This window comes from Pedobacter roseus, assembly GCF_014395225.1.
In the GTDB taxonomy this organism is placed as follows: Bacteria; Bacteroidota; Bacteroidia; order Sphingobacteriales; family Sphingobacteriaceae; genus Pedobacter; species Pedobacter roseus.
The window spans coordinates 742,870-763,521 of sequence record NZ_CP060723.1 but is presented as its reverse complement, the minus strand read 5'-3'; the positions used below and the strand labels follow the sequence as shown (position 1 = coordinate 763,521).

The 20,652-nt window shown below is 36.6% G+C and carries 22 protein-coding genes; 10 read left to right on the top strand and 12 right to left on the bottom strand.

The window, feature by feature from the left end; genetic code table 11:
• Positions 1-7: 7 nt before the first annotated feature.
• Positions 8-1,645: a TldD/PmbA family protein gene (locus tag H9L23_RS03395; RefSeq protein ID WP_187593675.1), complete on the bottom strand. Its 1,638-nt coding sequence runs from the start codon at positions 1,643-1,645 to the stop codon at positions 8-10.
• 94 nt (positions 1,646-1,739) lie between these two features.
• The gene (locus H9L23_RS03390; protein WP_187593674.1) at positions 1,740-2,231 is read right to left on the bottom strand and encodes a hypothetical protein; all 492 of its coding nucleotides are present in this window, start codon (positions 2,229-2,231) and stop codon (positions 1,740-1,742) included.
• Between the two features lie 50 nt (positions 2,232-2,281).
• Between H9L23_RS03390 and H9L23_RS03385 the strand changes: the two genes are divergently transcribed.
• The 3 genes from H9L23_RS03385 to H9L23_RS03375 all read left to right on the top strand — a co-directional run bounded on the left by H9L23_RS03385 (position 2,282) and on the right by H9L23_RS03375 (position 5,571).
• The gene (locus H9L23_RS03385) at positions 2,282-2,761 is read left to right on the top strand and encodes an ABC transporter ATPase (RefSeq protein ID WP_187593673.1); all 480 of its coding nucleotides are present in this window, start codon (positions 2,282-2,284) and stop codon (positions 2,759-2,761) included.
• Positions 2,762-2,766: 5 nt separating this feature from the next.
• A complete protein-coding gene (locus H9L23_RS03380) occupies positions 2,767-3,054 on the top strand; it encodes a YciI family protein (RefSeq protein WP_187593672.1) in 288 nt (95 codons plus the stop codon).
• 102 nt (positions 3,055-3,156) lie between these two features.
• On the top strand, positions 3,157-5,571 hold the full coding sequence (locus tag H9L23_RS03375; protein WP_187593671.1) for an AsmA family protein: 2,415 nt from the start codon (positions 3,157-3,159) through the stop codon (positions 5,569-5,571).
• A 74-nt stretch (positions 5,572-5,645) separates the two neighbouring features.
• Here the strand turns inward: H9L23_RS03375 and mtgA are convergent, their stop codons facing one another.
• Complete coding sequence (gene mtgA / locus H9L23_RS03370; RefSeq protein ID WP_113948056.1) at positions 5,646-6,374, bottom strand: monofunctional biosynthetic peptidoglycan transglycosylase; 729 nt, start codon at positions 6,372-6,374, stop codon at positions 5,646-5,648.
• 333 nt (positions 6,375-6,707) lie between these two features.
• On the opposite strand from mtgA, the gene H9L23_RS03365 reads away from it, so the two are divergent.
• The 4 genes from H9L23_RS03365 (at position 6,708) to H9L23_RS03350 (ending at position 10,567) form a co-directional block, all read left to right on the top strand.
• Positions 6,708-7,355 (top strand): hypothetical protein, encoded by a 648-nt coding sequence (locus tag H9L23_RS03365; RefSeq protein WP_187593670.1) that lies wholly within the window; start codon positions 6,708-6,710, stop codon positions 7,353-7,355.
• Between the two features lie 62 nt (positions 7,356-7,417).
• Entirely contained in the window at positions 7,418-8,227 is an 810-nt protein-coding gene (locus tag H9L23_RS03360; RefSeq protein WP_187593669.1) for a 3-keto-disaccharide hydrolase, read from the top strand.
• 30 nt (positions 8,228-8,257) lie between these two features.
• A complete protein-coding gene (locus H9L23_RS03355) occupies positions 8,258-8,956 on the top strand; it encodes an SDR family oxidoreductase (protein ID WP_187593668.1) in 699 nt (232 codons plus the stop codon).
• A gap of 255 nt (positions 8,957-9,211) precedes the next feature.
• Complete coding sequence (locus tag H9L23_RS03350; protein WP_187593667.1) at positions 9,212-10,567, top strand: ATP-binding protein; 1,356 nt, start codon at positions 9,212-9,214, stop codon at positions 10,565-10,567.
• Between the two features lie 90 nt (positions 10,568-10,657).
• On the opposite strand, the gene rplI is transcribed toward H9L23_RS03350, so the two are convergent.
• From rplI to H9L23_RS03330, 4 genes are all read right to left on the bottom strand, one after another.
• The gene (gene rplI, locus H9L23_RS03345; protein ID WP_025144599.1) at positions 10,658-11,101 is read right to left on the bottom strand and encodes a 50S ribosomal protein L9; all 444 of its coding nucleotides are present in this window, start codon (positions 11,099-11,101) and stop codon (positions 10,658-10,660) included.
• Between the two features lie 12 nt (positions 11,102-11,113).
• Positions 11,114-11,377: a 30S ribosomal protein S18 gene (gene rpsR / locus H9L23_RS03340; protein WP_010599582.1), complete on the bottom strand. Its 264-nt coding sequence runs from the start codon at positions 11,375-11,377 to the stop codon at positions 11,114-11,116.
• Positions 11,377-11,733: a 30S ribosomal protein S6 gene (rpsF, locus tag H9L23_RS03335; RefSeq protein WP_187593666.1), complete on the bottom strand. Its 357-nt coding sequence runs from the start codon at positions 11,731-11,733 to the stop codon at positions 11,377-11,379. The genes rpsR and rpsF overlap by 1 nt, the downstream gene beginning before the upstream one ends.
• Positions 11,734-12,011: 278 nt before the next feature.
• Complete coding sequence (locus tag H9L23_RS03330) at positions 12,012-12,605, bottom strand: hypothetical protein (RefSeq protein ID WP_187593665.1); 594 nt, start codon at positions 12,603-12,605, stop codon at positions 12,012-12,014.
• Positions 12,606-12,787: 182 nt separating this feature from the next.
• On the opposite strand from H9L23_RS03330, the gene H9L23_RS03325 reads away from it, so the two are divergent.
• Entirely contained in the window at positions 12,788-13,651 is an 864-nt protein-coding gene (locus tag H9L23_RS03325; RefSeq protein ID WP_187593664.1) for an AraC family transcriptional regulator, read from the top strand.
• Between the two features lie 4 nt (positions 13,652-13,655).
• Here the strand turns inward: H9L23_RS03325 and H9L23_RS03320 are convergent, their stop codons facing one another.
• Positions 13,656-14,072: a hypothetical protein gene (locus H9L23_RS03320; protein ID WP_187593663.1), complete on the bottom strand. Its 417-nt coding sequence runs from the start codon at positions 14,070-14,072 to the stop codon at positions 13,656-13,658.
• 41 nt (positions 14,073-14,113) lie between these two features.
• Positions 14,114-15,355 (bottom strand): outer membrane beta-barrel protein, encoded by a 1,242-nt coding sequence (locus H9L23_RS03315; protein ID WP_187593662.1) that lies wholly within the window; start codon positions 15,353-15,355, stop codon positions 14,114-14,116.
• 103 nt (positions 15,356-15,458) lie between these two features.
• Here H9L23_RS03315 and H9L23_RS03310 point away from each other — a divergent pair, with 103 nt between their 5' ends.
• Positions 15,459-16,214, top strand: a complete 756-nt coding sequence (locus tag H9L23_RS03310) for a DUF1570 domain-containing protein (RefSeq protein ID WP_187593661.1) — start codon at positions 15,459-15,461, stop codon at positions 16,212-16,214.
• A 4-nt stretch (positions 16,215-16,218) separates the two neighbouring features.
• Here H9L23_RS03310 and H9L23_RS03305 read toward each other — a convergent pair whose 3' ends face one another.
• Positions 16,219-16,965: a DUF3108 domain-containing protein gene (locus H9L23_RS03305; protein WP_187593660.1), complete on the bottom strand. Its 747-nt coding sequence runs from the start codon at positions 16,963-16,965 to the stop codon at positions 16,219-16,221.
• 136 nt (positions 16,966-17,101) lie between these two features.
• Here H9L23_RS03305 and H9L23_RS03300 point away from each other — a divergent pair, with 136 nt between their 5' ends.
• Complete coding sequence (locus H9L23_RS03300) at positions 17,102-18,928, top strand: DNA polymerase III subunit gamma/tau (RefSeq protein WP_187593659.1); 1,827 nt, start codon at positions 17,102-17,104, stop codon at positions 18,926-18,928.
• Positions 18,929-19,148: 220 nt separating this feature from the next.
• Here H9L23_RS03300 and H9L23_RS03295 read toward each other — a convergent pair whose 3' ends face one another.
• Both H9L23_RS03295 and H9L23_RS03290 read right to left on the bottom strand, forming a co-directional pair.
• Complete coding sequence (locus tag H9L23_RS03295) at positions 19,149-19,664, bottom strand: hypothetical protein (protein ID WP_187593658.1); 516 nt, start codon at positions 19,662-19,664, stop codon at positions 19,149-19,151.
• Positions 19,648-20,562: a hypothetical protein gene (locus H9L23_RS03290; protein ID WP_187593657.1), complete on the bottom strand. Its 915-nt coding sequence runs from the start codon at positions 20,560-20,562 to the stop codon at positions 19,648-19,650. The genes H9L23_RS03295 and H9L23_RS03290 overlap by 17 nt, the downstream gene beginning before the upstream one ends.
• Positions 20,563-20,652 lie beyond the last annotated feature (90 nt).

The window sequence follows — 20,652 nt, the reverse complement described above, 5'->3', positions numbered from 1 at the left end:
ATTTCTATCAGATTTTTCTAGCGGTATTGATCACATTAACTTTATTAAAACGTGCAGTTGCCGATCCATGCGATACAGCACTTACCTGGCCCGGCTGCCCCTTGCCATCAAAAAACGAACCGCCTAAACGGTAGTCGCTTTCATCGCAGATGGCTGCGCACGAATTCCAGAACTCCTGGGTATTGGCCTGATAGGCAACATCCTTAAGCATACCTATAATTTTACCATCTTTGATTTCGTAATAGAGCTGACCTCCGAACTGAAAATTGTAACGCTGCTGATCAATAGAGAATGATCCATCACCCACGATGTAAATTCCTTTTTCTACATTTTTGATCTGGTCGGCTATACTGAGTTTGGCTTTACCCGGCTGTAAGGAAATGTTGGCCATACGCTGAAACTGAACACTGCTCCAGTTATCGGCATAACAGCAGCCCTGAGAGCTTTTTAGTCCTAAAATATGTGCCTGATCCCTGATGGCCTGATAATTTACCAATATACCATCTTTAATTACATCCCATTTTCCACATTTAACGCCTTCATCATCATAACCCACAGCGCCTAACGAGCCTACCTCTGTTTTATCGGCCGTAATATTTACTTCTTTGCTACCGTAATTGAATTTTTTAGACTCCCATTTATCCAAAGTAAGGAAGCTTGTACCTGCGTAATTGGCCTCATAACCCAATACACGGTCGAGCTCTGTAGGGTGCCCGCATGATTCGTGTATGGTTAACCACAAGTGCGAAGGATCTAACACCAGGTCATACTTACCAGGCTCTACCGTTTTGGCTTTCATTTTTTCGCCTACCTGTCTGGCAGCCTGTTTAGCATCCTCAAGCATATCGTACCTGCCTTTATAAAGCGTACCCGATGCCGTTTGTATTTTATCCTGCGGTCTGGCGTCCAGGTATTCGTAGCCCTTGCCCGTAGGTGCACTTAATGCATTCCTGGTTTCGAACTTGCCTGTTGCCTTATCAATTTTGGTGATAAAAAACGTTGGCCATATCCTGTGAATATCCTGATCGATATAAGAGCCATCGGTAGAAGCAAAATATTTTTGCTCATTAACGGCAAACAGAATGGAGTTAATGTAGTCTGCCCCGCCTTTCATGGCTGCATCGTTTACAGCAAGCAACAGGTCTACTTTTTCCTTTACCGGTACTTCAAATGTATTTTTCTCAATGGGTGCCTTCCAGCTTACTTCTCCGTATCCTTTTTGAGGGGCCAGCTGTACGGGTTCGCGTAATAAACGGGCATTTTCTTTGGCAATGGTTACGGCCAGTTCTGCGGCCTTAGCAATGCTATCTTTGTCCATTTTATCTGTGGCAGCGAAACCCCAGCTCCCATTAGCAATTACCCTGATGCCAATGCCATAAGATTCCGTATTTACAATATTCTGAACCTTATCTTCGCGGGTAACCACATATTGGTTGAGGTACCTGCCCACGCGCACATCGGTATAGGTTGCACCTTTTGACCGCGCTGCATTCAGGGCTACATCAGACATAATTTTCTTTGCAGCAGGATCGACATAGGTTAGCGCCTGCTCGGGGGAAATCTCTTTCCCGAAAACTGGAATGGCAGGAAGCATGGCCGCAGCAGCACCTACACCAGTTAAATAAATAAAGTTTCTACGTTTCAAGATGAGATTGTTTAAAATACGACTTAAGATAAGTGTTTTAACCCAATCCCCAAAATTTTAGTTATCCAGTATAACACTGAATATGAAACAGATGTTATTGTTCCTGCGCTTTAACAGGCTGGGGCTGGGCGCATATTTTTTCGAGGTTATCCCTAATCTGGTTTAAATCTTCAGCCTCCATATTTTTTACCGGGATGATGATCTGCGTGGCCATCGAGTCTACATCTCCTCCCCTATCTTTATATGTCTGCACAATTACATCGTCACCTTTGGTATGGATATATAATTTACCCGCATTGGTAGTTCCATAATAATCCATATCTTTAAATTTAGCCAGCTTAAATGCGAAATACTCTGTTTTACCGTTATTAAAATAACGCTTGTAACGGCAAAAGCCATTGTTGGTAACATTTAGTTCATAACGCTTTACCTGGCCATTTTCCTGACTGGAATCGTAATGATCGGTAAAAGATTTTTGCAGATAACCTGCATACTGTTCGAGGGTTTCGGGATCGGAAAAAGCGTATAAAAACACACAAAAAGCCGAAACAAGGGATATTTTCAAGCAGAGTGTAAACTTTTTCATCAGGTTAGCGTTTTTAATGCAGCAAATTAATTAAAATCATAAATTTGTATATGAGTTTTTCTCCACAATCAAGAGTTTGGATATACCAAAGTGATCGCAAGTTTACTTCTAACGAAGAAAATGAGATCCTGAACAAATTAGCTAGTTTTACCAACCAGTGGAAAGCACACGGAAACGAACTGCTGGCAAAAGCAGAAATCCGTTATGGCTTTTTTATTATCCTTACTGTTGATGAAAGCCAGGCCGGCGTAACCGGATGCTCTATCGATAGTTCTGTGCGGTTGATTAAGGAAATTGAACAGGAATATCATGTCGATCTTTTTAACCGCTTTAATATGGCCTACAAAGTAAATGGAGAAGTGGTGGTCAACAGTAAAGAAGATTTCGAAACCCTGGTAAATATTAAACAGATCACTCCGGAAACCATTGTATTTAACAACATGGTTCAAAATTTGGCTGAACTGGAAACCAAATGGGAAGTTCCTTTTCAAAATAGCTGGCACTCTACCGTTTTTGCCCATTTATTATAAGCATTATGTTTATTGTAGATCTTAAATATATTGTTCCATTGGAAGAACTGGACGGGCACATGGAGGCGCACGTTCAGTACCTTAAAAAATATTACGAACAGAACGTTTTTGTTGCCTCTGGCAGAAAAGTGCCACGTACCGGCGGAATTATTTTAGCACTGGCCAAGGATGAGGAATCCTTAAAGAAAATACTGATGGAAGACCCTTTTTACAAACACCGCCTCGCCGATTTCACCATCACGCATTTCTTAACTTCACAATACCATCCCGACCTCGAATTACTTTTAAAATAAATAATTTTTAAAAAGCTACCTCACCTAATACTGATATTTTTCTTTACTAATCAAACAATTAGCCTTTAAAAAACATTATATTGGTTAAATCAAATAATGTGTATGAAGCGCTGGCTCAAAATCTCTTTAAAAATCGTATCGGTTTTAGTTGTCCTGATTATATTAACCTGGCTGGCGGGTGCATTTTACATTAGCCGAAATAAGAAAGAAGTGCTGGCTTCTATCCTCTCGCAACTGAACAAAAATTTAAACGGGCAGATTACGGCTACCAGCATGGAGCCAACGCTTCTTAAAAGCTTTCCGGGTGTTTCTGTATCGCTAAATGGCGTTTTATTAAGGGATAGCCTATGGGCGCAGCATAAACACGATCTGTTAAAGGCGCAGGATATCGACGTATCATTAAACGTGCTATCGCTTATTGTAGGTAATATCAATATTAAACAGATAGCCATAAATAATGCCTCCATCTATATATACACTGATTCTACAGGATATAGCAATACCAGTATTTTTAAGAGCAAACCCAAAACCGATAAAAAATCATCACCAAAATCGTCCGCGCTGGAGGTAAAGAAAATAGATTTCAATAAAGTGAGTTTGATACTCGATAACAAAAAGAGGTTTAAACTTTTCAACTTTGATATCGATCAGATCCAGGGCAGAATGGAATACCCGGATAGCGGCTGGACGGGCAAAATAAAATTAAAAACCAAGGTAAACAATTTCGCTTTTAATACCCGGAAGGGAAGCTTTTTAAAAGACAAAACCCTGGATGGAACCTTACTGGCACATTATAGCCGTGATTTGGATGCGGTAATTTTAAAACCTGAAGTTTTAAATATTGGTGGTCATCCTTTTAAAATAGGCGCAAAAATAGACCTGGCTAAATCTGCTTTTGCCATTAGCATTGCCGTTGATGATATTTTATTCAGGGATGTAGCCTTACTGCTATCGCCTAATATTTCATCTAAACTCTTAAAGTTTGGTATCGAAAAACCAATCGACATCCGAGGGAACATCATCGATGATGGATCAGGAAAATACGGTGATCCTTTGATCAAAGTAGGCATTAAAGTGCGTGACAATATCGTTTCTATTCCGGCAGGTAAATTAACGGCCTGTAACTTTGACGGATCTTTCACCAACCGGGATACCGCTGGCGGTATTATTGGTGATGAGAATTCTTCCATCAAATTTCATAAACTCACCGCCAAATACTTCAACGCACCGCTTAAAATAGACACTTTTACGGTAAATAACCTCGCCCGGCCAATTGCGACGGGATTGGTTACTTCGCAATTTCCTTTATCCAACTTAAATAATTCTTTAGGTACAAATGATTTCGAATTTAAAAACGGAACGGCTAATCTAAGGTTGTATTGCCAGGCCGATATCGATAATTTCAGATTCACCAAACCAGTAGTTTCAGGCAAAATACAGATTGCAGATGCCGATATCCTATATATTCCCAGAAAACTTCATTTAGTAAAAAGTGCTTTAAACATTAACTTTAACCAGAATGATTTATCCATCCAGAACGGGCACTTCCAACTGGGTAAAAGCGAGCTGAATGTAAGCTGCAGCATTGCCAATTTTGCCAATTTATATTATACCGCGCCTGATAAAATACTGGTGAATTTAAAAATGTCGAGCCCACAGCTTTATTTAAAGGAATTTTTACCCTTTTTAGGTCCGAGGTCAAGCAACAAGCCTAAACCAAGCGGAAATAAACGCGTGGTTTCTAAAGAATTGAGTAATGTACTCGAACTTTCTAAAATGAACATCCGCTTAACAGTTGATAAAGCCATTTACGATAATTTTACCGCCAACAACCTTGATGCAGATATTTCATTACGTGGAGGTGGTATATTTTTTAATAAAATCAGTGTAGCCCACGCAGGAGGGCAACTATCGCTAGATGGGAACATTATGCAGGAAGCTGCTTCAAACAGCTTTAAAATCAATTCGAAAATTAGCCATGTTAGCGTTAAAGATTTCTTTTACTCTTTCGATAATTTCGGACAGAAAACCATTACCAACAAAAATTTAAAAGGTTATCTTTCTTCGCTGGTCAACATTTCGGGACGCATATCACACACCGGAAAAATTCTTCCACGATCAATAAATGGCAAAGTGGTATTTAACCTGAACAATGCCGCCCTTGTTAATTTTGACCCAATGGTAAAAGTTGGAAAATTTGCCTTCGCAAACCGGAACTTATCAAACGTAGAAATCAAAAACCTGGATGGAACGCTAAATATCAGAGGGGATAAAGTCGAAATCAGCCCAATGCAGATAAATTCTAGTGCTTTAAACTTTAATGTTAAAGGCACCTATGCTTTGGGTACCGGTACAAATGTGGCCATGGATATTCCTTTAAGAAATCCTAAAGGCGACGAAAACCTGACTAAGGCAGAAAAAAGAGAAGCCCGTATGCGAGGCATTGTACTCCATTTAAAAGCCGTAGATGACGAAAAAGGCGGGATTAAGATTAGGTGGAACAAAGATCACGATTAATAGACGGAAAATGTAAGATGGATGATGGAAGGAAACTGTGCTTCCATTAGCCATTTCACATTAAACATCTTACATTAAAAATCCAACGGTCCCAACCTGTTCATATTTCTTAAAATCAGATATTGGCGGTGCCTGATGTAAGGTGTGGCGTTTTTAGGCGTCCATCTTCTTGGATTTGGGAAGCAGGAGGCAATCAAAGCAGCCTGTTTCTTGGTTAATTTAGTACAAGATTTACCATAATACTCCTGCGAAGCGGCTTCTGCACCATAAATGCCGTCGCCCATTTCAATTACATTTAAATACACCTCTAAAATTCTTTCTTTGCTCCAGAAGAGCTCAATCAAAAGTGTAAAATAAGCCTCAAAACCTTTCCTGATCCATGACCGCCCTGGCCACAAAAAAACATTTTTCGCGGTCTGTTGTGAAATCGTACTTCCACCCTTTACTTTCTTTCCTTTAGCGTTGCTGGCAAAAGCTTTTTCAATGGCTTTCATATCAAAGCCGATATGCTTTAAAAAGAGCTGATCTTCAGCCGATACTGCTGCCCTTTTCATATTATCAGACATATCATCAAACTTCACCCATTTTTTCTCCGTTTTAAAAGGCTTGCCATCAGCTTTACGCTCAATATTGCGTAACACCATTAAAAGTGTGATTGGAGGATTAATAAACCGCAATGCAATAACCCAAAACACAGAAACCAGCAAAAAATATAAAAATACCTTTGTTGCAATATTGGTGATCTTTTTTAAAAGTGGATGTTTTGCTTTGCTTTTTGTTCTGGTTGTCCGGGTTTTTGCCATGCGCCAAAGTTAATTAAAGGGATGGAAGATGTGAAATCTTACATGGAAAATGGATGATGGGAATCACCAATGATAAAATAATTACCAATAATCAATTTTCAATAACAAATAGTAATCGTCCAGAAATATGTCGCTAAATCTTAATGTCCTTAACTCCTTAATGGTCAAAAAGTGTAAAACGTAAAATGGATGATGGAAAATTATGATTTTTTGGTATCAAAAAACAGAATGTAAATTAATGCTCCTTCATTTTTATATCTTAGTTTTATGATAAGACTGATTTTCGCCCTTGTATTATCCTTCTGCTTCATTGCATGCAGAAATCCAAAACCAATGGAACAACAAAAGGTTCCCCCAACAGCTTCAGTAATCAACAATAAATTACCCAATTCTAATAAAATAGATATTGTTTATAACCCACTCACCATTAAAATAGATGGCACTGATAGTATCCGAATAAAAAGAGTATATTTTGATAGTAAGGATTACGATCGTTACCACGAGGCGATATTTCTTAACGGCAAGCAAATTTATTTAGATACCACACATTACTTTATTTACGAAAGTAAATACAACAGGGTTATTAAAAGCAAAGGCAAGTTGCTGCTATTTTTGGAAAACGATGGAAGCCCTAATTTCAATTACATTACTGCTTACTCGATTACCAAAGATAACAAAGTAACATTTATTGCAGACTGTGTATATAACGACAAAAATCAGGGAGGCGGGCCAGCTCCATTTACCGACATTGATCACGACGGGTTTCTCGAATACGGTGGTTTCGACCTTACTGAGGTTCCTGAGCATCCCGATTCTATTTACTATAACCCATCCGAATTTTATGAAATCAGAAATGGTATGGTCAAATTCGATAGTTTACTCGCAATAAAAGCAGATATAAAGGAAAATGGAATACACTTATCTAACTTTATGGACAATAGCGGTAATTGCTGTAAAATTATTAAGAAGCCTAAGCGATAAATAAAATTTATGATTGACCAATTAAAGAACTAACACAGATACCGGAAATCAACTTTAACCAAATGAAAAAACTAAGCTATCTACTTTTCGCCCTAACTTTATGGGGCTGTAGCACCACCAAAAACATCAATAACAATTCAGAAAAGTGGGTTACACTTTTTAACGGAAAAGATATTAAAGATTGGAATGTAAAAATCCATCACCATGATTATAATGTGAATTATGGAAACACTTTCAGGGTGGTTGATGGTATAATACAGGTACGTTATGATCAATATGGCGATTTTAATGATCAGTTTGGCCATCTTTATTACAAAACACCTTTTTCTTATTATCGCCTCAAACTGAAATACCGCTTTGTTGGCGAACTGCAAAAAGGTGCTCCAAGTTACACGCTGCGCAATAGCGGTGTAATGTTCCATTCGCAAGACCCTAAAACGATGCCAAAAGAGCAGGATTGGCCAATTTCTATCGAGATGCAGCTTTTGGGTGGCTTAAGCGACGGCAGGCCGCGGCCAACGGGTAACATGTGTTCTCCGGGTACAGATATTTTCTATCAGGGAAAGCTATATGATGGTCATTGTTTAGATTCTAAATCAAAAACATACGATGGTGACCAATGGGTATCTGCTGAACTGATTGTAATGGGCGACTCACTGGTTACGCACATCATCAACGGCGATACGGTTTTACAATATAGTAAACCACAGATTGGTGGCGGAGTAGCCAACCGCTACGATCCTAAAATCAAAATTGACGGTAAAGCACTTACAGCAGGATTTATCGCTTTGCAAAGTGAAGGTCAGCCCGTAGATTTTAAAGATATCCAGATCATGGAACTGCCAGATCACAACAAGAAAAAATCAAAATAAACATTTTTCGATATCATACGTTACAAGAACATGAAAGTTGCATTAATTACAGGAGGAAGTAAAGGAATCGGTTTCGGTATTGCCGAGGCCCTTTTAAAAGACGGTTATAAAGTTGCCATTACGAGCAGAACAATAGATAGCGCAAACCAGGCCGCCTCCAACCTGGTGGCTTATGGAGATGTACTGGCCATTGAAGCCAATGTTGCAGATTTTAATTCTCAACAGGAAGCCATTAACCTGATTATCGAAAAATGGGGACAATTGGATGTACTGATTGCCAATGCAGGCGTTGGACATTTCGCACCGATCGATGAATTGAGCGTTGATTTATGGAAAGAAACGATAGATACCAATTTAACAGGTGTTTTTTACAGCATTAAAGCATCGGTAAATGAAATTAAAAAGAGCAAAGGACATATTTTTACCATTTCGAGTTTGGCAGGCACCAACTTTTTTGCAGGAGGCTCTGCCTATAACGCGAGTAAATTTGGTTTAACAGGATTTACACAATCGGTAATGCTCGATTTAAGAAAATATGGCGTAAAAGTGAGTACCATTATGCCAGGTTCGGTAGCGAGCCATTTTAACGATCACCAACCGGATAACGAAAGCGACGCCTGGAAAATCCAGCCGGAAGATATGGGAAAACTGATTGTTGATTTACTGGCCATGCCAGCAAGAACACTACCAAGCAAAGTAGAAATCAGACCAACAACGCCGAAAGGATAGTAAGGATGGAAGATGTGAGATGGATAAAGGAAGATGGGCTAACCCAATTTCATTATCCATCTATACCTTTGGAAGATCAATAATGATTTCCCAGAGATTATCCGAATTTAATGCATCAGAAACTATTCTGAGTTACAAAATATTATCAATAAAACAACATGACCTGACTTTGTTACAATATTTATCAGAATATGCCCTGACTTTGTTACAAAGTTTTAGTATATTTGGGCTGACTTTGTTACAATATCACTGAAAATGACATTTAAACGATCCATTGAAAACAGTTTAATTCAATGGAAAAACAGCAAAAACAGGAAACCTCTAATCATCCGAGGGGCACGTCAAGTTGGAAAGACAACGCTGATAAAAGATTTTGCAAAAAGCTATCCTACTGCTATTTTTCTAAATCTGGAGAAATCTGCACATCGTCAGTATTTTGATGATTTTGACGACGTACAAAGCATTATTGAAGCGCTGTTCCTGGGCCATGACCTTCAATCAGATAAAATAAACGAAACACTACTATTTATTGACGAAATCCAGGAAAGTGCAAAAGCAATCCAAATGCTAAGGTACTTTTATGAAGAAATTCCCGAATTACATGTGATCAGTGCCGGCTCGCTTTTAGAGTTTATACTGCAAAAGGTAGCAAGTTTTCCGGTTGGCAGGGTTGAATTTTTATATCTGTATCCTTTAAATTTTCAAGAATACCTTCAGGCTAATCAAAAAAATGATTTATTAAAGTATCTGCTTCAAACTCCGGTAAAAAATGTTGCACACAAATTATTGTTAAAAGCTTTTCATCGGTATGCAATTATCGGAGGTATGCCAGAGGTAGTTAAAACCGACATAGAAGAGCACAGCCTCTCCGATTTGCCGATTGTTTATGAAAGCATTTGGGCAACCTATAAAAACGACATCGAGAAATACACCCAAAACGATACAGCAAGAAGAACAATCAATCATATTATAGGCAGTGCCCACCTTTTCCTCGATAAGCGTGTAGTATTTCAAGGCTTTGGCAATTCGAACTATAAATCGAGAGAGGTTGGCGAAGCTTTTAGGATATTGGACGATGCAAAAATTATCAGGTTAATATACCCATCTACCGATACCGAAGTGCCAATTATTCCTGATTTAAAAAAATCACCCAGGCTACAATTTTTAGACACAGGATTAATCAACTACTCCTTGGGTATACAGGGCGAAATGCTCGCGCTTGATGATTTGAGCACGGCTTATAAAGGTGCGGTTATACCACATCTATTAACCCAGGAATTGATCTCGACAGAGCATATATCCTCACATAAGCCTAATTTTTGGGTAAGGGATAAAAAACAGTCTGATGCAGAAGTTGATTTAATTTATGCTTATAAAAAAATAGTAATACCAATAGAAATCAAATCAGGCAGTACAGGAAGCTTAAGATCACTTCATCAATTTATAGATGCATCAGCGCATCCTTTTGCCATTAGGGTATATGGTGGTGAATTTAAATTAGAAAAAACAATTACTCCAACTGGCAAGCCATATCTCTTGCTAAATCTTCCGTACTATCTGGGAACGCGCATAGCAGAATATGCTGAATGGTTAATAAATCAGTCTCTGTAAATCACAACATCATCCATCGTACCTTATCCATTTTCCATAAAAAAAGTCCCGATTTTCATCGGGACTTTTTATTGATTCTTTAAAGAATGCTTATTCAGCAATTACTTCGAAAGGAACCTGAACTTTAACTTCTTTGTGTAAGTTTAAGTTAGCAACATATTCGCCAACAAATTTAGGTTCAGTTTCGAAAGTGATACGACGACGGTCAACATCAAAGCCTTGCGCTTTTAATGCTTCAGCAATCTGGATGGTGTTAACCGCTCCAAAGATTTTTCCGCTTTCGCCAGCTTTAGCACCGATTGAAAGTTTAACATCAGTTAAACGCTCAGCAACACCTTCAGCATCTTTCTTAATTTTATCTTGTTTAAAAGCAGCTTGCTTTAAATTTTCAGCTAAAACTTTTTTAGCAGAAGAAGTAGCTAATGCTCCAAATCCTTGAGGGATTAAATAGTTACGGCCATAACCTGGCTTTACTGTAACTACATCATCTTTCTCACCAAGGCCTTTAATATCTTGTTTTAAAATAATTTCCATATCTCTAGCCTCCTATTTTAATTGATCAGCAACGAAAGGTAACAAACCGATATGACGGGCACGTTTAACTGCCTGAGCCACTTTACGTTGGAATTTTAACGAAGTACCAGTTAAACGGCGTGGTAATAATTTACCTTGATCGTTAATAAATTTCAACAAGAAATTTGCATCCTTGTAATCGATGTATTTAATTCCGTTTTTCTTGAAACGGCAATATTTTTTACGGTTATCCTCTACTTTAGGGGCAGTTACGTATTGAATTTGTTCTCTTGCCATTACGCTGCAACCTCCTTAGTTTTTTTGTTAAAAGCACCACTACGCTTTTTCTCATTGTAAGCAATTGCGTGTTTGTCTAAACGGATAGTTAAGAAACGTAACACACGCTCATCGCGTTTTAATTCAAGCTCTAATTTTGCGATCAAATCTCCTGAAGCTTTATATTCAGTTAAGCTGAAGAATCCGTTTGATTTTTTATCAATTGGATACGCTAATTTTCTCAAACCCCAATTATCTTCCTGGATAATTTCGGCACTGTTGTCAGTAAGAACTGCTTTAAATTTGGCTAATGCCTCTTTTGCAGCCTCTTCTGATAACAACGGGGTTAGAACGATAACAGTTTCGTACTGATTCATTGTTATTAATTAAGTTTTTAATTTTTTAATCCCGAGGTATATTACGGGGATGCAAAAGTAACAATATTTTTCTTTAAATCAAAGGATTAGTTACATTTTATAATGTGAGATGGGAAAGGTGAAATGGAAGATGGGTGTTTGAAAATGGAAGATGGAAAACGGATGATGGAAATTGAAAACTTTGGATATCACATTATCCGTCTTACCTCATCCATCTTACATAAAAAAAGGGGAATTATCTATCAAGACAATCCCCCTATATCAATTAGCTGTTGTTGTTAGTAAGTTTGTATCGTTTTAACGAAAGACTCATCTTTAAATTTAACCACGAAAGTTAACTCTCTTGAATCCGTTTTGCTAATATTGAATTTTTTAGTCAACTGCTCTTTATCTTTGAAAACCTCGTTGTAAACTTCATCATTGTATTCGTTGTATACTTTAACTTCGATTGGGCTTTTATCTAAATTTTCAAGGTTAAGCGTAACTACCTGATCTTTTTGAGTATAAACAGGTTTAAAGATGTTAGAGATTTTTGGTTCAGAAACAATAGCCTCACCATCTTTAATGGTCACGGTATATTTAGCCAGTTTTAAATCAGACTCTACTTTAAGTACATATTTTCCATCAGGAAGTGCATTTAAATCATAAACCTTGCTTGAGAATGCTGTAGCGTGAATGTTTTCTTCAAACAAAACCTCATCACCTGAACCCAGGAGTGATAAATTCACATTTTCTGCTTTGTCAGCAGTAAAACGGATATATTTTTCTTTTTCGCCTCTTACCTTTAATGTAAAATCATCATCGTTAGCGTGAACACCCGTAGCAGTAAAAAATAACGCTGCCATTAAACCGATTTTTAAGAACTTTTTCATAACCAATATTTTTAAAGAGTTAATCATTATATGATGGTACTAAGGTAAGAAGGTAATTTGCGTATAGTTAGTTGCATATTTTCCACTTTCTATGCTATATTACCCCAATTCAACAGCGATTCTATCAAAAGTTATAATAAAGCATATTTTTTATGTAAATTAGAAACATAATTCAGCAAATAATGAAACCAAGTTTCGAGGTTGTCGAACCCTCTTTCGGGAGTTCGTTCTATTATTCAAAATATGTAGAAAATGCCAATAATATGGCGCATCTCTGGCATTACCACCCGGAAATCGAAATGGTATTTGTAAATGGCGGCGCCGGCAAAAGGCAGATCGGCAGTCACGTTTCTTATTATACCGATGGCGATCTGATCCTGATCGGCAGCAACCTGCCCCATTGCGGTTTTACTGATACCAACACCGGGAACAAAAACGAAACGGTAATCCAGATGAAGCCGGATTTTTTGGGCAGTACTTTTTTAGGTCTGCAGGAAATTAAAGGTATCCACGAATTATTTGATAAGGCGAAAGATGGGATCGCTTTTGGCAGCGAAACCATGAATTTGGTCGGCGACAGGATAGAAATGATGGATGATCAGGCGCCTTTTGAGAGGCTTTTAACTTTATTGAGTGTTTTAAAGGAACTCGAACTGGCCAACGATTATAAAATTTTAAATGCTGATGGTTTTTCGATGGAAATGGAGGTGCAGGATAACGATCGCATCAATATGATTTTCAACTATGTGAAAGATCATTTCCAGGAACAGATCAGTTTACAACATGTCGCAGAAATGTCGAGTATGACGGTTCCTTCATTTTGCCGTTATTTTAAAAAAATCACCAAGAAAACCTTTACTCATTTTGTCAACGAATACCGTGTGGTACATGCTTCCAAACTTTTGGCCGAAAAACCAATCAGCATCGCCAATATCTCTTACGAAAGCGGTTTTAACAATTTTAGCCATTTTAATAAATTATTTAAGGAATTTACGGGTAAAAGCGCTTCGGAATACAGACATGAATTGAAGGCTATTATAAAATAATTGCCTATTTGATTAAGAAATGAGTGTATTCTATATAGTCAGCCTTTTCTCTTCTCGGTCCTTCAACAACGAAAACAAAAGATTTTTTATCAATACTCACCAATCTACATGGATTAACAAGCCCCGTATTTAGTTCAAATCTAGTATCTGAAGTGATTTTATAAGTGTTGTCTGAAATCTGGTCAAAATATTGAATTGCTGTCCCATCTTTCTTAAAATGATAATATTCGCCCCTTGTTGTAGCAAAATATCTTTCATTCAACAATTTACCCGTATAATCATAATTCTTTTCAACCAGTTTCTCATATTTCCATTCGCCAATAATTTTGCTTTTGAAATCATCTATCGGTTCTTTTTTACAAGAGGCTACGATTAGGAATAAGCAGGATAGGATGCAATTAATAAAGATATTGTATTTCATTTTTTCAACTAAATAAAACAATAATGTTATTCTAGAAAATACTAATTTTTCCCAAAAAGATACCTCACACCCAATTTGTATCTTTTAATTTCTACCTTAAAGCCAAGATAATCACTGATTGCTTCTGGTACAGAAGCTCCAAGCAGAAACTCAACTCTTTTATTTACTACTACCCCTAAATTAATTGGAAAAGAGAAGTAAAATTTTTCCAGTTTAACTTCTTCCATACTGAATGTTTCTCCATTTAAGGCGTTAAAACGAGTTCTCTGATTTTTATTGTAAGAAGCTAGATTAAGTCCCAAACCAATACCACCAAAAACTTTGATCTTATCGGTATTGTAAAAATTATAAATCAACTGTGGTGTAAGATTAATTACAGACTGATTAAATTCGTGTGTAATCAATGCCTTTGCTGCTTCTTCAGAAGTAACAGATAAATTATACTTACCCGTTAGAAATGACAATTCCGTTCTAAAAATCAATTTTCTAACGGCTGGGTTAAAAAACAAATCAATGCCTACACTTGCCATAGGCATTATTGAGGTGTTACCTCTTGCATCTGTACTGTTAAGTTCGTTGGCTCCTTTGTACCGAGCCTGACTGATGCTTACACCGGCACCGGCAAAAAAACGGGCTGATGAAAATTTAGCTTTTTCCTGACTTTTATTATTGATAAAAGTTGCCATTTTTATCAGATCATTGTTATAAAATTTAAAACCCTTTAATTCACTTTCACTCCTGGTAAGATTAAATCTTCTTAAAAGTTCTTGTATCTGACTAATGTACTTGTTCTGAACTAAGGTTACTGAATTATTCTGTGGATCGTAATATATATTTCTGATTAACTCCACAGGTGTTAAATTGCCTTTTTCTAACACATAATACCTAAGTTTAATATTATCCTGATAAGAAAACAGAGTAATATTTTCTCCGCTTTGTAAAACCTTTAAAAAAACTGCATCAATTTTATTAGATGTATCTATGCCGACTGATAAATCTTCTCTGTTGGTTTTACTTAAACTTATGGTTACTACATATTTTTTAAAGTTAACCATACCCTCAACCTCAAAACCTAAAAGATCCTTTAAACCAAAAACATCAGCTTCACCGTTAACAGTCCTTTTAAAATTTATCGAAACCGGGTTATTAATTTGTTCTCGATAATCTATAAATCCGGAAATAGTATCTTTATTATTATTGATAATAAAGCCTTTTTTAAAATTAGATTGGGCAAGAGAAATGATTGGCAGCAGAAGCTGCAACAATAAGAAAAAGCGTTTCATGATTAATTTTAAGATTCGCCAAATATAGAAACACAAACTACATTTTAAAAAAAATCGATAGCTTATATTTACTTGTCTTAAATTAACAGTTTTAAATATAAGAATGAATAAACTACTATTATTTCTAATATCAAGTTCTATCAGCCTCTCAACTTACGCCCAATATGTAGAGATCAACCTTGTTAATTGCAAAATAAGCGACAATGAGCAAAAGAAAATAGAAAAACTAATTGCTTATGAGCGCATGTTCTGCAACGAAATTTTCGAAACCAGCAATAACATTACTGTTCCTGTTAAAATCAATCTTTATGGAAAATCAAAAGATTACCGCATAGAAAAAAATAAGTATAACGCGCCATCATCAACCGGATTCTACATTCCGGCAATAAACCAGGCTTTTATTATGAAGAGTGGCGATTTTATTCCCGTGGCCTTGCACGAGGCCAGTCATAGTATTTTCCAGTTCAATTATCAAAAAGCACCAAAATGGTTAAATGAGGGCCTGGCTGAGTTTTTCGAAACCTTAGATTTTGACAGTGAAGGAAATTTATACTCCTACCCGCAGAGTAACCGGATTAAAAGCATAAAGGCAGGATTGGATTTTAAGGATACGGACAGGTTAAAAACTTTTTTCAGGATCTACGATGGCACTTTTTACGGTCATGGGATCGATGATAATTATAATACGGCCTATAGTATGATCTATTATTTCGTTAAAAACAAAAGCACCACGGCATTAAAAAACATCATCAAACTAACTGCGAAGGGCTATGATACTGAAAAAGCGATAGAACTTACTTACGGCAGTTTTAATGCATTTGAAGCAAGTTATAAACAGTTTTATAACCTGCATCGTTAACATCTCAATATTGCTTCACTTTTATACGATAGTTACCTTTATAATATTCTTTCATTTTAATTACCTCTTTTGATTTCTCGGTTAGCCAGAAAATCGCATAACTATCTTTAGTGTAATTAATTTTAAGCAGCCAGCACTTAGCCGAAATATCTGCATTCAATTTCAAATTATCTTTGCCAACTACTTCATAGCGGTGGTAGGTTGCTGATTTTTCATTGGGATCAAAAAAGGAAATATCAAATTGCTGGCCAACCTTTTTAACTGGCAATAAGGCATAAGTTTCTAAATCCTGCTCCCATGAAATGATCGGAATATCCAATTTAACAGGACCTTTTTTTATTGCATCATTATTTTTCACGCTATCAGATGGCTGCATCAAGCCATTTTTATAATCGTAGGCAAAAATACCTCTGCGTTTATAATTTGCATAATGATAAATTGGCGCCAGCGTTTTTCTATCACAAATATTAGTTATTGTGGCGATCAGAGAATCGCTGTGAAGCCATTTCCAGCCAAATTCTACAACTTCATTTTTATCTCTTTTTTTAAAAGTAGTTGTTCTTTCCCATATATCGCCGACAGTCCGTTTCGTTTCAAGAGAATCTGTCATATAAACCAGGTAAATGGTTTTTCCCTCTTTCAGATTGCTCATCACCAATTTATGGTTTTGTGCATTTATAGTATCAACCTGTGCCATTGAAGCATTAGCAAAAGACAACAATATCGCGCTAATAAAAATTAATATCCTCATTTATAAAGTTTTATGATTAGATTAATTTTATTATTAAATGTTACGCGTTCTTTTACAAATCATTTCTGCATTTCAACTTTTCCACATTCCAACTTTTCAATCTTACAACACCTAAATTTTTCCTATTTTCGTGCCGATGGAAAATTTTATCGTTTCTGCCCGTAAATACCGCCCAGCCACCTTCGAAACCGTAGTTGGCCAGCAGCATATTACCGGTACGCTAAAAAATGCCATCAAAAACAACCAGCTTGCCCAGGCATTTCTATTTTGCGGACCACGTGGGGTAGGAAAAACTACCTGCGCACGTATCCTTGCCAAAACCATTAACTGTACCAACCCTACAGCAGAAATGGAAGCTTGCGGCCAATGCGATAATTGCCTTTCATTCCAGAACGGACATTCTTTTAATGTGCACGAATTGGATGCGGCATCGAACAACTCAGTTGACGATATCCGTAGTTTAATTGAGCAGGTACGTATACCGCCACAAGCCGGAAAGTATAAAATTTATATTATTGATGAGGTTCACATGTTATCACAAAGTGCATTTAATGCCTTTCTGAAAACGTTGGAAGAACCGCCTTCTTATGCCATTTTTATCCTGGCCACTACCGAGAAACATAAAATCCTGCCAACCATTTTATCACGTTGTCAGATTTTTGATTTCAACCGTATCCAGGTAGAAGATATTGCCAGCCACCTGTCAACCATTGCCCAACGCGAAAATATTGCTTTCGAAAGTGATGGTTTACACATTATTGCCCAAAAAGCAGATGGTGGATTGCGTGATGCGCTTTCGATGTTCGATCAGATTGCCAGTTATGCCAATAAGAACATTACATATAAAGCGGTAATTGATAACCTGAACATTTTAGATTACGATTACTTTTTTAAACTTACTTCTTACTTAACTGCTGCAGAAGTGAGCCAGACTTTACTTTTGTTCGATGAAATTTTGAACAATGGTTTTGATGGCAACAACTTTATAAATGGCTTGGCCAGTCACTTCCGTAACCTGTTGGTAGGTAAAGATGCAGCTACCATTAAATTGTTGGAGGTAAGTGAAAATATCAAACAAAAATACCTCGATCAGTGCAGACAAACAGAATTATCGTTCCTGTTAACAGCGCTGAATTTAGCCAATACCTGCGATTTAAATTACAAAAATTCTAAAAACCAGCGTTTACAGGTAGAGTTGGCACTGATTAAAATGTGCCATATCCGCTCGGTCGTCAATTTAGCACAACAACCTTTAAACACTAATAACACAGCAACTGACGGAGATCAGGATAAAAAAAAAACTAATGTCGTAGCTGAACAGGTTGAAAGCCCGAAGCCAAAAGCCGAAAGCGAAAACACTGTTTCTGCTCCAGCCCCTACCATTAGTGCGCCTGTTTTACCCAGCATCCCTGTAGAGGAAAAAGCAAAGGAAATGCCCAGGGTTAGCAGTCCTTCGCCATCTACAACTTCCATCAACATTAATATTCCAAAGGCTGGTGCGGCAAGCATGCTCATTCCCTCACTAAATGATTTTGATCGCATTGCGCAGGAGGAGGAAGATAAAGGTCCAAAAAAAGCAACCGGAGAGGCCCGCGAAGTTTTTAGTTACGATCGCTTATTGGAAATCTGGAGCATATATACACAAAAGCTTAAAGCTGCCGACAAAATTAATCTTTTTACCATTTTAAATAATTTTGCCCCTACGCTTCTAAATCCTGAATTAATTGAGATTTCGGTAGAGAGTAAAACGCAGGAACACCTGATACAGCAGGAATCGGTTGATCTTTTAAACTTTTTACGGAACGAACTCCGAAACTTTGGTGTAGAAGTTACCTATAAACTGGTAGAGCGTAAAATAGAAAACAGGCTTTATGGTAACCGCGAAAAGTACGATTACCTGGTGAACAAAAACCCTAAGCTTGATGAACTGCGCAGAAGATTTAATTTAGATATTAATCCTTAACCATAGCGAAGCAAATCTGTTTTTTTCTCTTTGTATATTTTACCATATTCTGCACTTCTCCATTGCATCAATTGCAAAGTCCGCGAAATAAGCCAACTAACTCTTCCATAAGATTTCGTTTAAGCTACGTTAAGATTAATTGCTTATCTATAATTTCTGATGTTCATAAAATCACAAATAATTGTAATGAGCAATCTTTACAGGCTATGCTCTTGAAAAATTAATAACTAATTCTGCGGTTAAACAATGTATCAAGTTTAGTTGTAAGTGCAAACCTGGTCTGATCAATTTTAATTTTTCTATTATATGTTTGTATAGAAAAATCTATATTTCTATAGGATGGATGTCTTTTAAATAAATACAAGGCTATAGATCTGGATCCTGCTTCTAAATAGAGTGTATCTCTTACCATTTGTTGAATTGAAGAGTTAACCCTAACTGCATTGATGGGCAAAACTAGCCTATCCAATCCCTCATCCTTCGCAATAGTTATATTTCTCGAAGTATTTTCAGGATCTACCAGGCTGATATCGCTTTTAATAAATTGATAATTGTTAGATTTACTTGTAAAGAAACCATACTGCCAATTTAATCTTGTAACCCTAAAGATAAAAGACTGAGTTACTGAAAGTGCGTAGCAATCAATATTTTTATCAATCCAGACACTAACTTTCATTACTGACAAAAAAACAATTAACAGTATTATTCGGAAAGTAATTTTATATGCATTTATCATTTTCTTTCAATTTTAAATTAGCAAAAAGTACCGGGTACCAGCACACTACATTTAACACAATCAGAAGCAGTCCAAAGAACAACAAGTCCATAAAAAGTGCAATAAACAAATGCATTGATATAATGATCAATATGATGTAAAATCTGGTTTTCTTGAACCATACCAATAGAAAATATGATGATTCTATAAACACTACCATAATCCCAAAAAAGGCATAAAAAAGAATACTTTGGCCTTTTGGAAAAAAACTTGTTGTCATAATGGTTGGGTCGTTGCTCAGGAAATAAATAAACCTCCCATTCCACCAGTTTAACATGAATGCTTTCTCAAACCCAGCTGATATATAAGTTATAATTAAATAGAGTTGCAATACCCTAATACAAATCTGCTTAATCTCGTTAAGGCTGGGATAATTATCTTTTTTAATTAACGACAAGCTATAGCCAGTTGGAAATATGGTTAGAAAGAAAAAGCATACTGATTGATAAATATCTACACCAAATGCAAAAGAAGACATTACATTGGTAATTAGCGTAAAGGTAATTAAGCAAATAATGGCTGATAATCTTGTCCAAATGCCTAACAATAACGTACCAAGGCTTAAAAAATATACGGTAAGAATTGAAATCATTACGTACTGGGGCGACACGTGCAATAAATCAGCTATTTTTTGTGGATGACACTCAAACCAAAGAGCATTTGCATTAGAAACCTCCCAATTAACTATACCGTTTGGCGCAAAAAAAACATCGTAATCTAAAACCAATGTAAACATCGAAATAATTGCAAAAAGAGCTACCAAAATTCTAAATACTTCTAATTGGTTAACATTATAGCAATAGGTAATGTTATAAAACACATTCTCCTTCAAAACACTTTTAATTTTATATAAATCCATTTTCTGTTTTTTTTGGTATTTTATTGATTTAAATAACATTAAGAAACCATTTAAATTTGTTGAGTTATTTCTTTGTATAGCAGGGTTCAA

Excerpts from the sequence above, each read along its gene's own strand:
- H9L23_RS03390 (WP_187593674.1), bottom strand. The coding sequence starts at position 2,231 with ATGAAAAAGTTTACACTCTGCTTGAAAATATCCCTTGTTTCGGCTTTT.
- H9L23_RS03385 (WP_187593673.1), top strand. The coding sequence starts at position 2,282 with ATGAGTTTTTCTCCACAATCAAGAGTTTGGATATACCAAAGTGATCGC.
- H9L23_RS03380 (WP_187593672.1), top strand. The coding sequence starts at position 2,767 with ATGTTTATTGTAGATCTTAAATATATTGTTCCATTGGAAGAACTGGAC.
- H9L23_RS03375 (WP_187593671.1), top strand. The coding sequence starts at position 3,157 with ATGAAGCGCTGGCTCAAAATCTCTTTAAAAATCGTATCGGTTTTAGTT.
- mtgA (WP_113948056.1), bottom strand. The coding sequence starts at position 6,374 with ATGGCAAAAACCCGGACAACCAGAACAAAAAGCAAAGCAAAACATCCA.
- H9L23_RS03365 (WP_187593670.1), top strand. The coding sequence starts at position 6,708 with ATGGAACAACAAAAGGTTCCCCCAACAGCTTCAGTAATCAACAATAAA.
- H9L23_RS03360 (WP_187593669.1), top strand. The coding sequence starts at position 7,418 with ATGAAAAAACTAAGCTATCTACTTTTCGCCCTAACTTTATGGGGCTGT.
- H9L23_RS03355 (WP_187593668.1), top strand. The coding sequence starts at position 8,258 with ATGAAAGTTGCATTAATTACAGGAGGAAGTAAAGGAATCGGTTTCGGT.
- H9L23_RS03350 (WP_187593667.1), top strand. The coding sequence starts at position 9,212 with ATGACATTTAAACGATCCATTGAAAACAGTTTAATTCAATGGAAAAAC.
- rplI (WP_025144599.1), bottom strand. The coding sequence starts at position 11,101 with ATGGAAATTATTTTAAAACAAGATATTAAAGGCCTTGGTGAGAAAGAT.
- rpsR (WP_010599582.1), bottom strand. The coding sequence starts at position 11,377 with ATGGCAAGAGAACAAATTCAATACGTAACTGCCCCTAAAGTAGAGGAT.
- rpsF (WP_187593666.1), bottom strand. The coding sequence starts at position 11,733 with ATGAATCAGTACGAAACTGTTATCGTTCTAACCCCGTTGTTATCAGAA.
- H9L23_RS03330 (WP_187593665.1), bottom strand. The coding sequence starts at position 12,605 with ATGAAAAAGTTCTTAAAAATCGGTTTAATGGCAGCGTTATTTTTTACT.
- H9L23_RS03325 (WP_187593664.1), top strand. The coding sequence starts at position 12,788 with ATGAAACCAAGTTTCGAGGTTGTCGAACCCTCTTTCGGGAGTTCGTTC.
- H9L23_RS03320 (WP_187593663.1), bottom strand. The coding sequence starts at position 14,072 with ATGAAATACAATATCTTTATTAATTGCATCCTATCCTGCTTATTCCTA.
- H9L23_RS03315 (WP_187593662.1), bottom strand. The coding sequence starts at position 15,355 with ATGAAACGCTTTTTCTTATTGTTGCAGCTTCTGCTGCCAATCATTTCT.
- H9L23_RS03310 (WP_187593661.1), top strand. The coding sequence starts at position 15,459 with ATGAATAAACTACTATTATTTCTAATATCAAGTTCTATCAGCCTCTCA.
- H9L23_RS03305 (WP_187593660.1), bottom strand. The coding sequence starts at position 16,965 with ATGAGGATATTAATTTTTATTAGCGCGATATTGTTGTCTTTTGCTAAT.
- H9L23_RS03300 (WP_187593659.1), top strand. The coding sequence starts at position 17,102 with ATGGAAAATTTTATCGTTTCTGCCCGTAAATACCGCCCAGCCACCTTC.
- H9L23_RS03295 (WP_187593658.1), bottom strand. The coding sequence starts at position 19,664 with ATGATAAATGCATATAAAATTACTTTCCGAATAATACTGTTAATTGTT.
- H9L23_RS03290 (WP_187593657.1), bottom strand. The coding sequence starts at position 20,562 with ATGGATTTATATAAAATTAAAAGTGTTTTGAAGGAGAATGTGTTTTAT.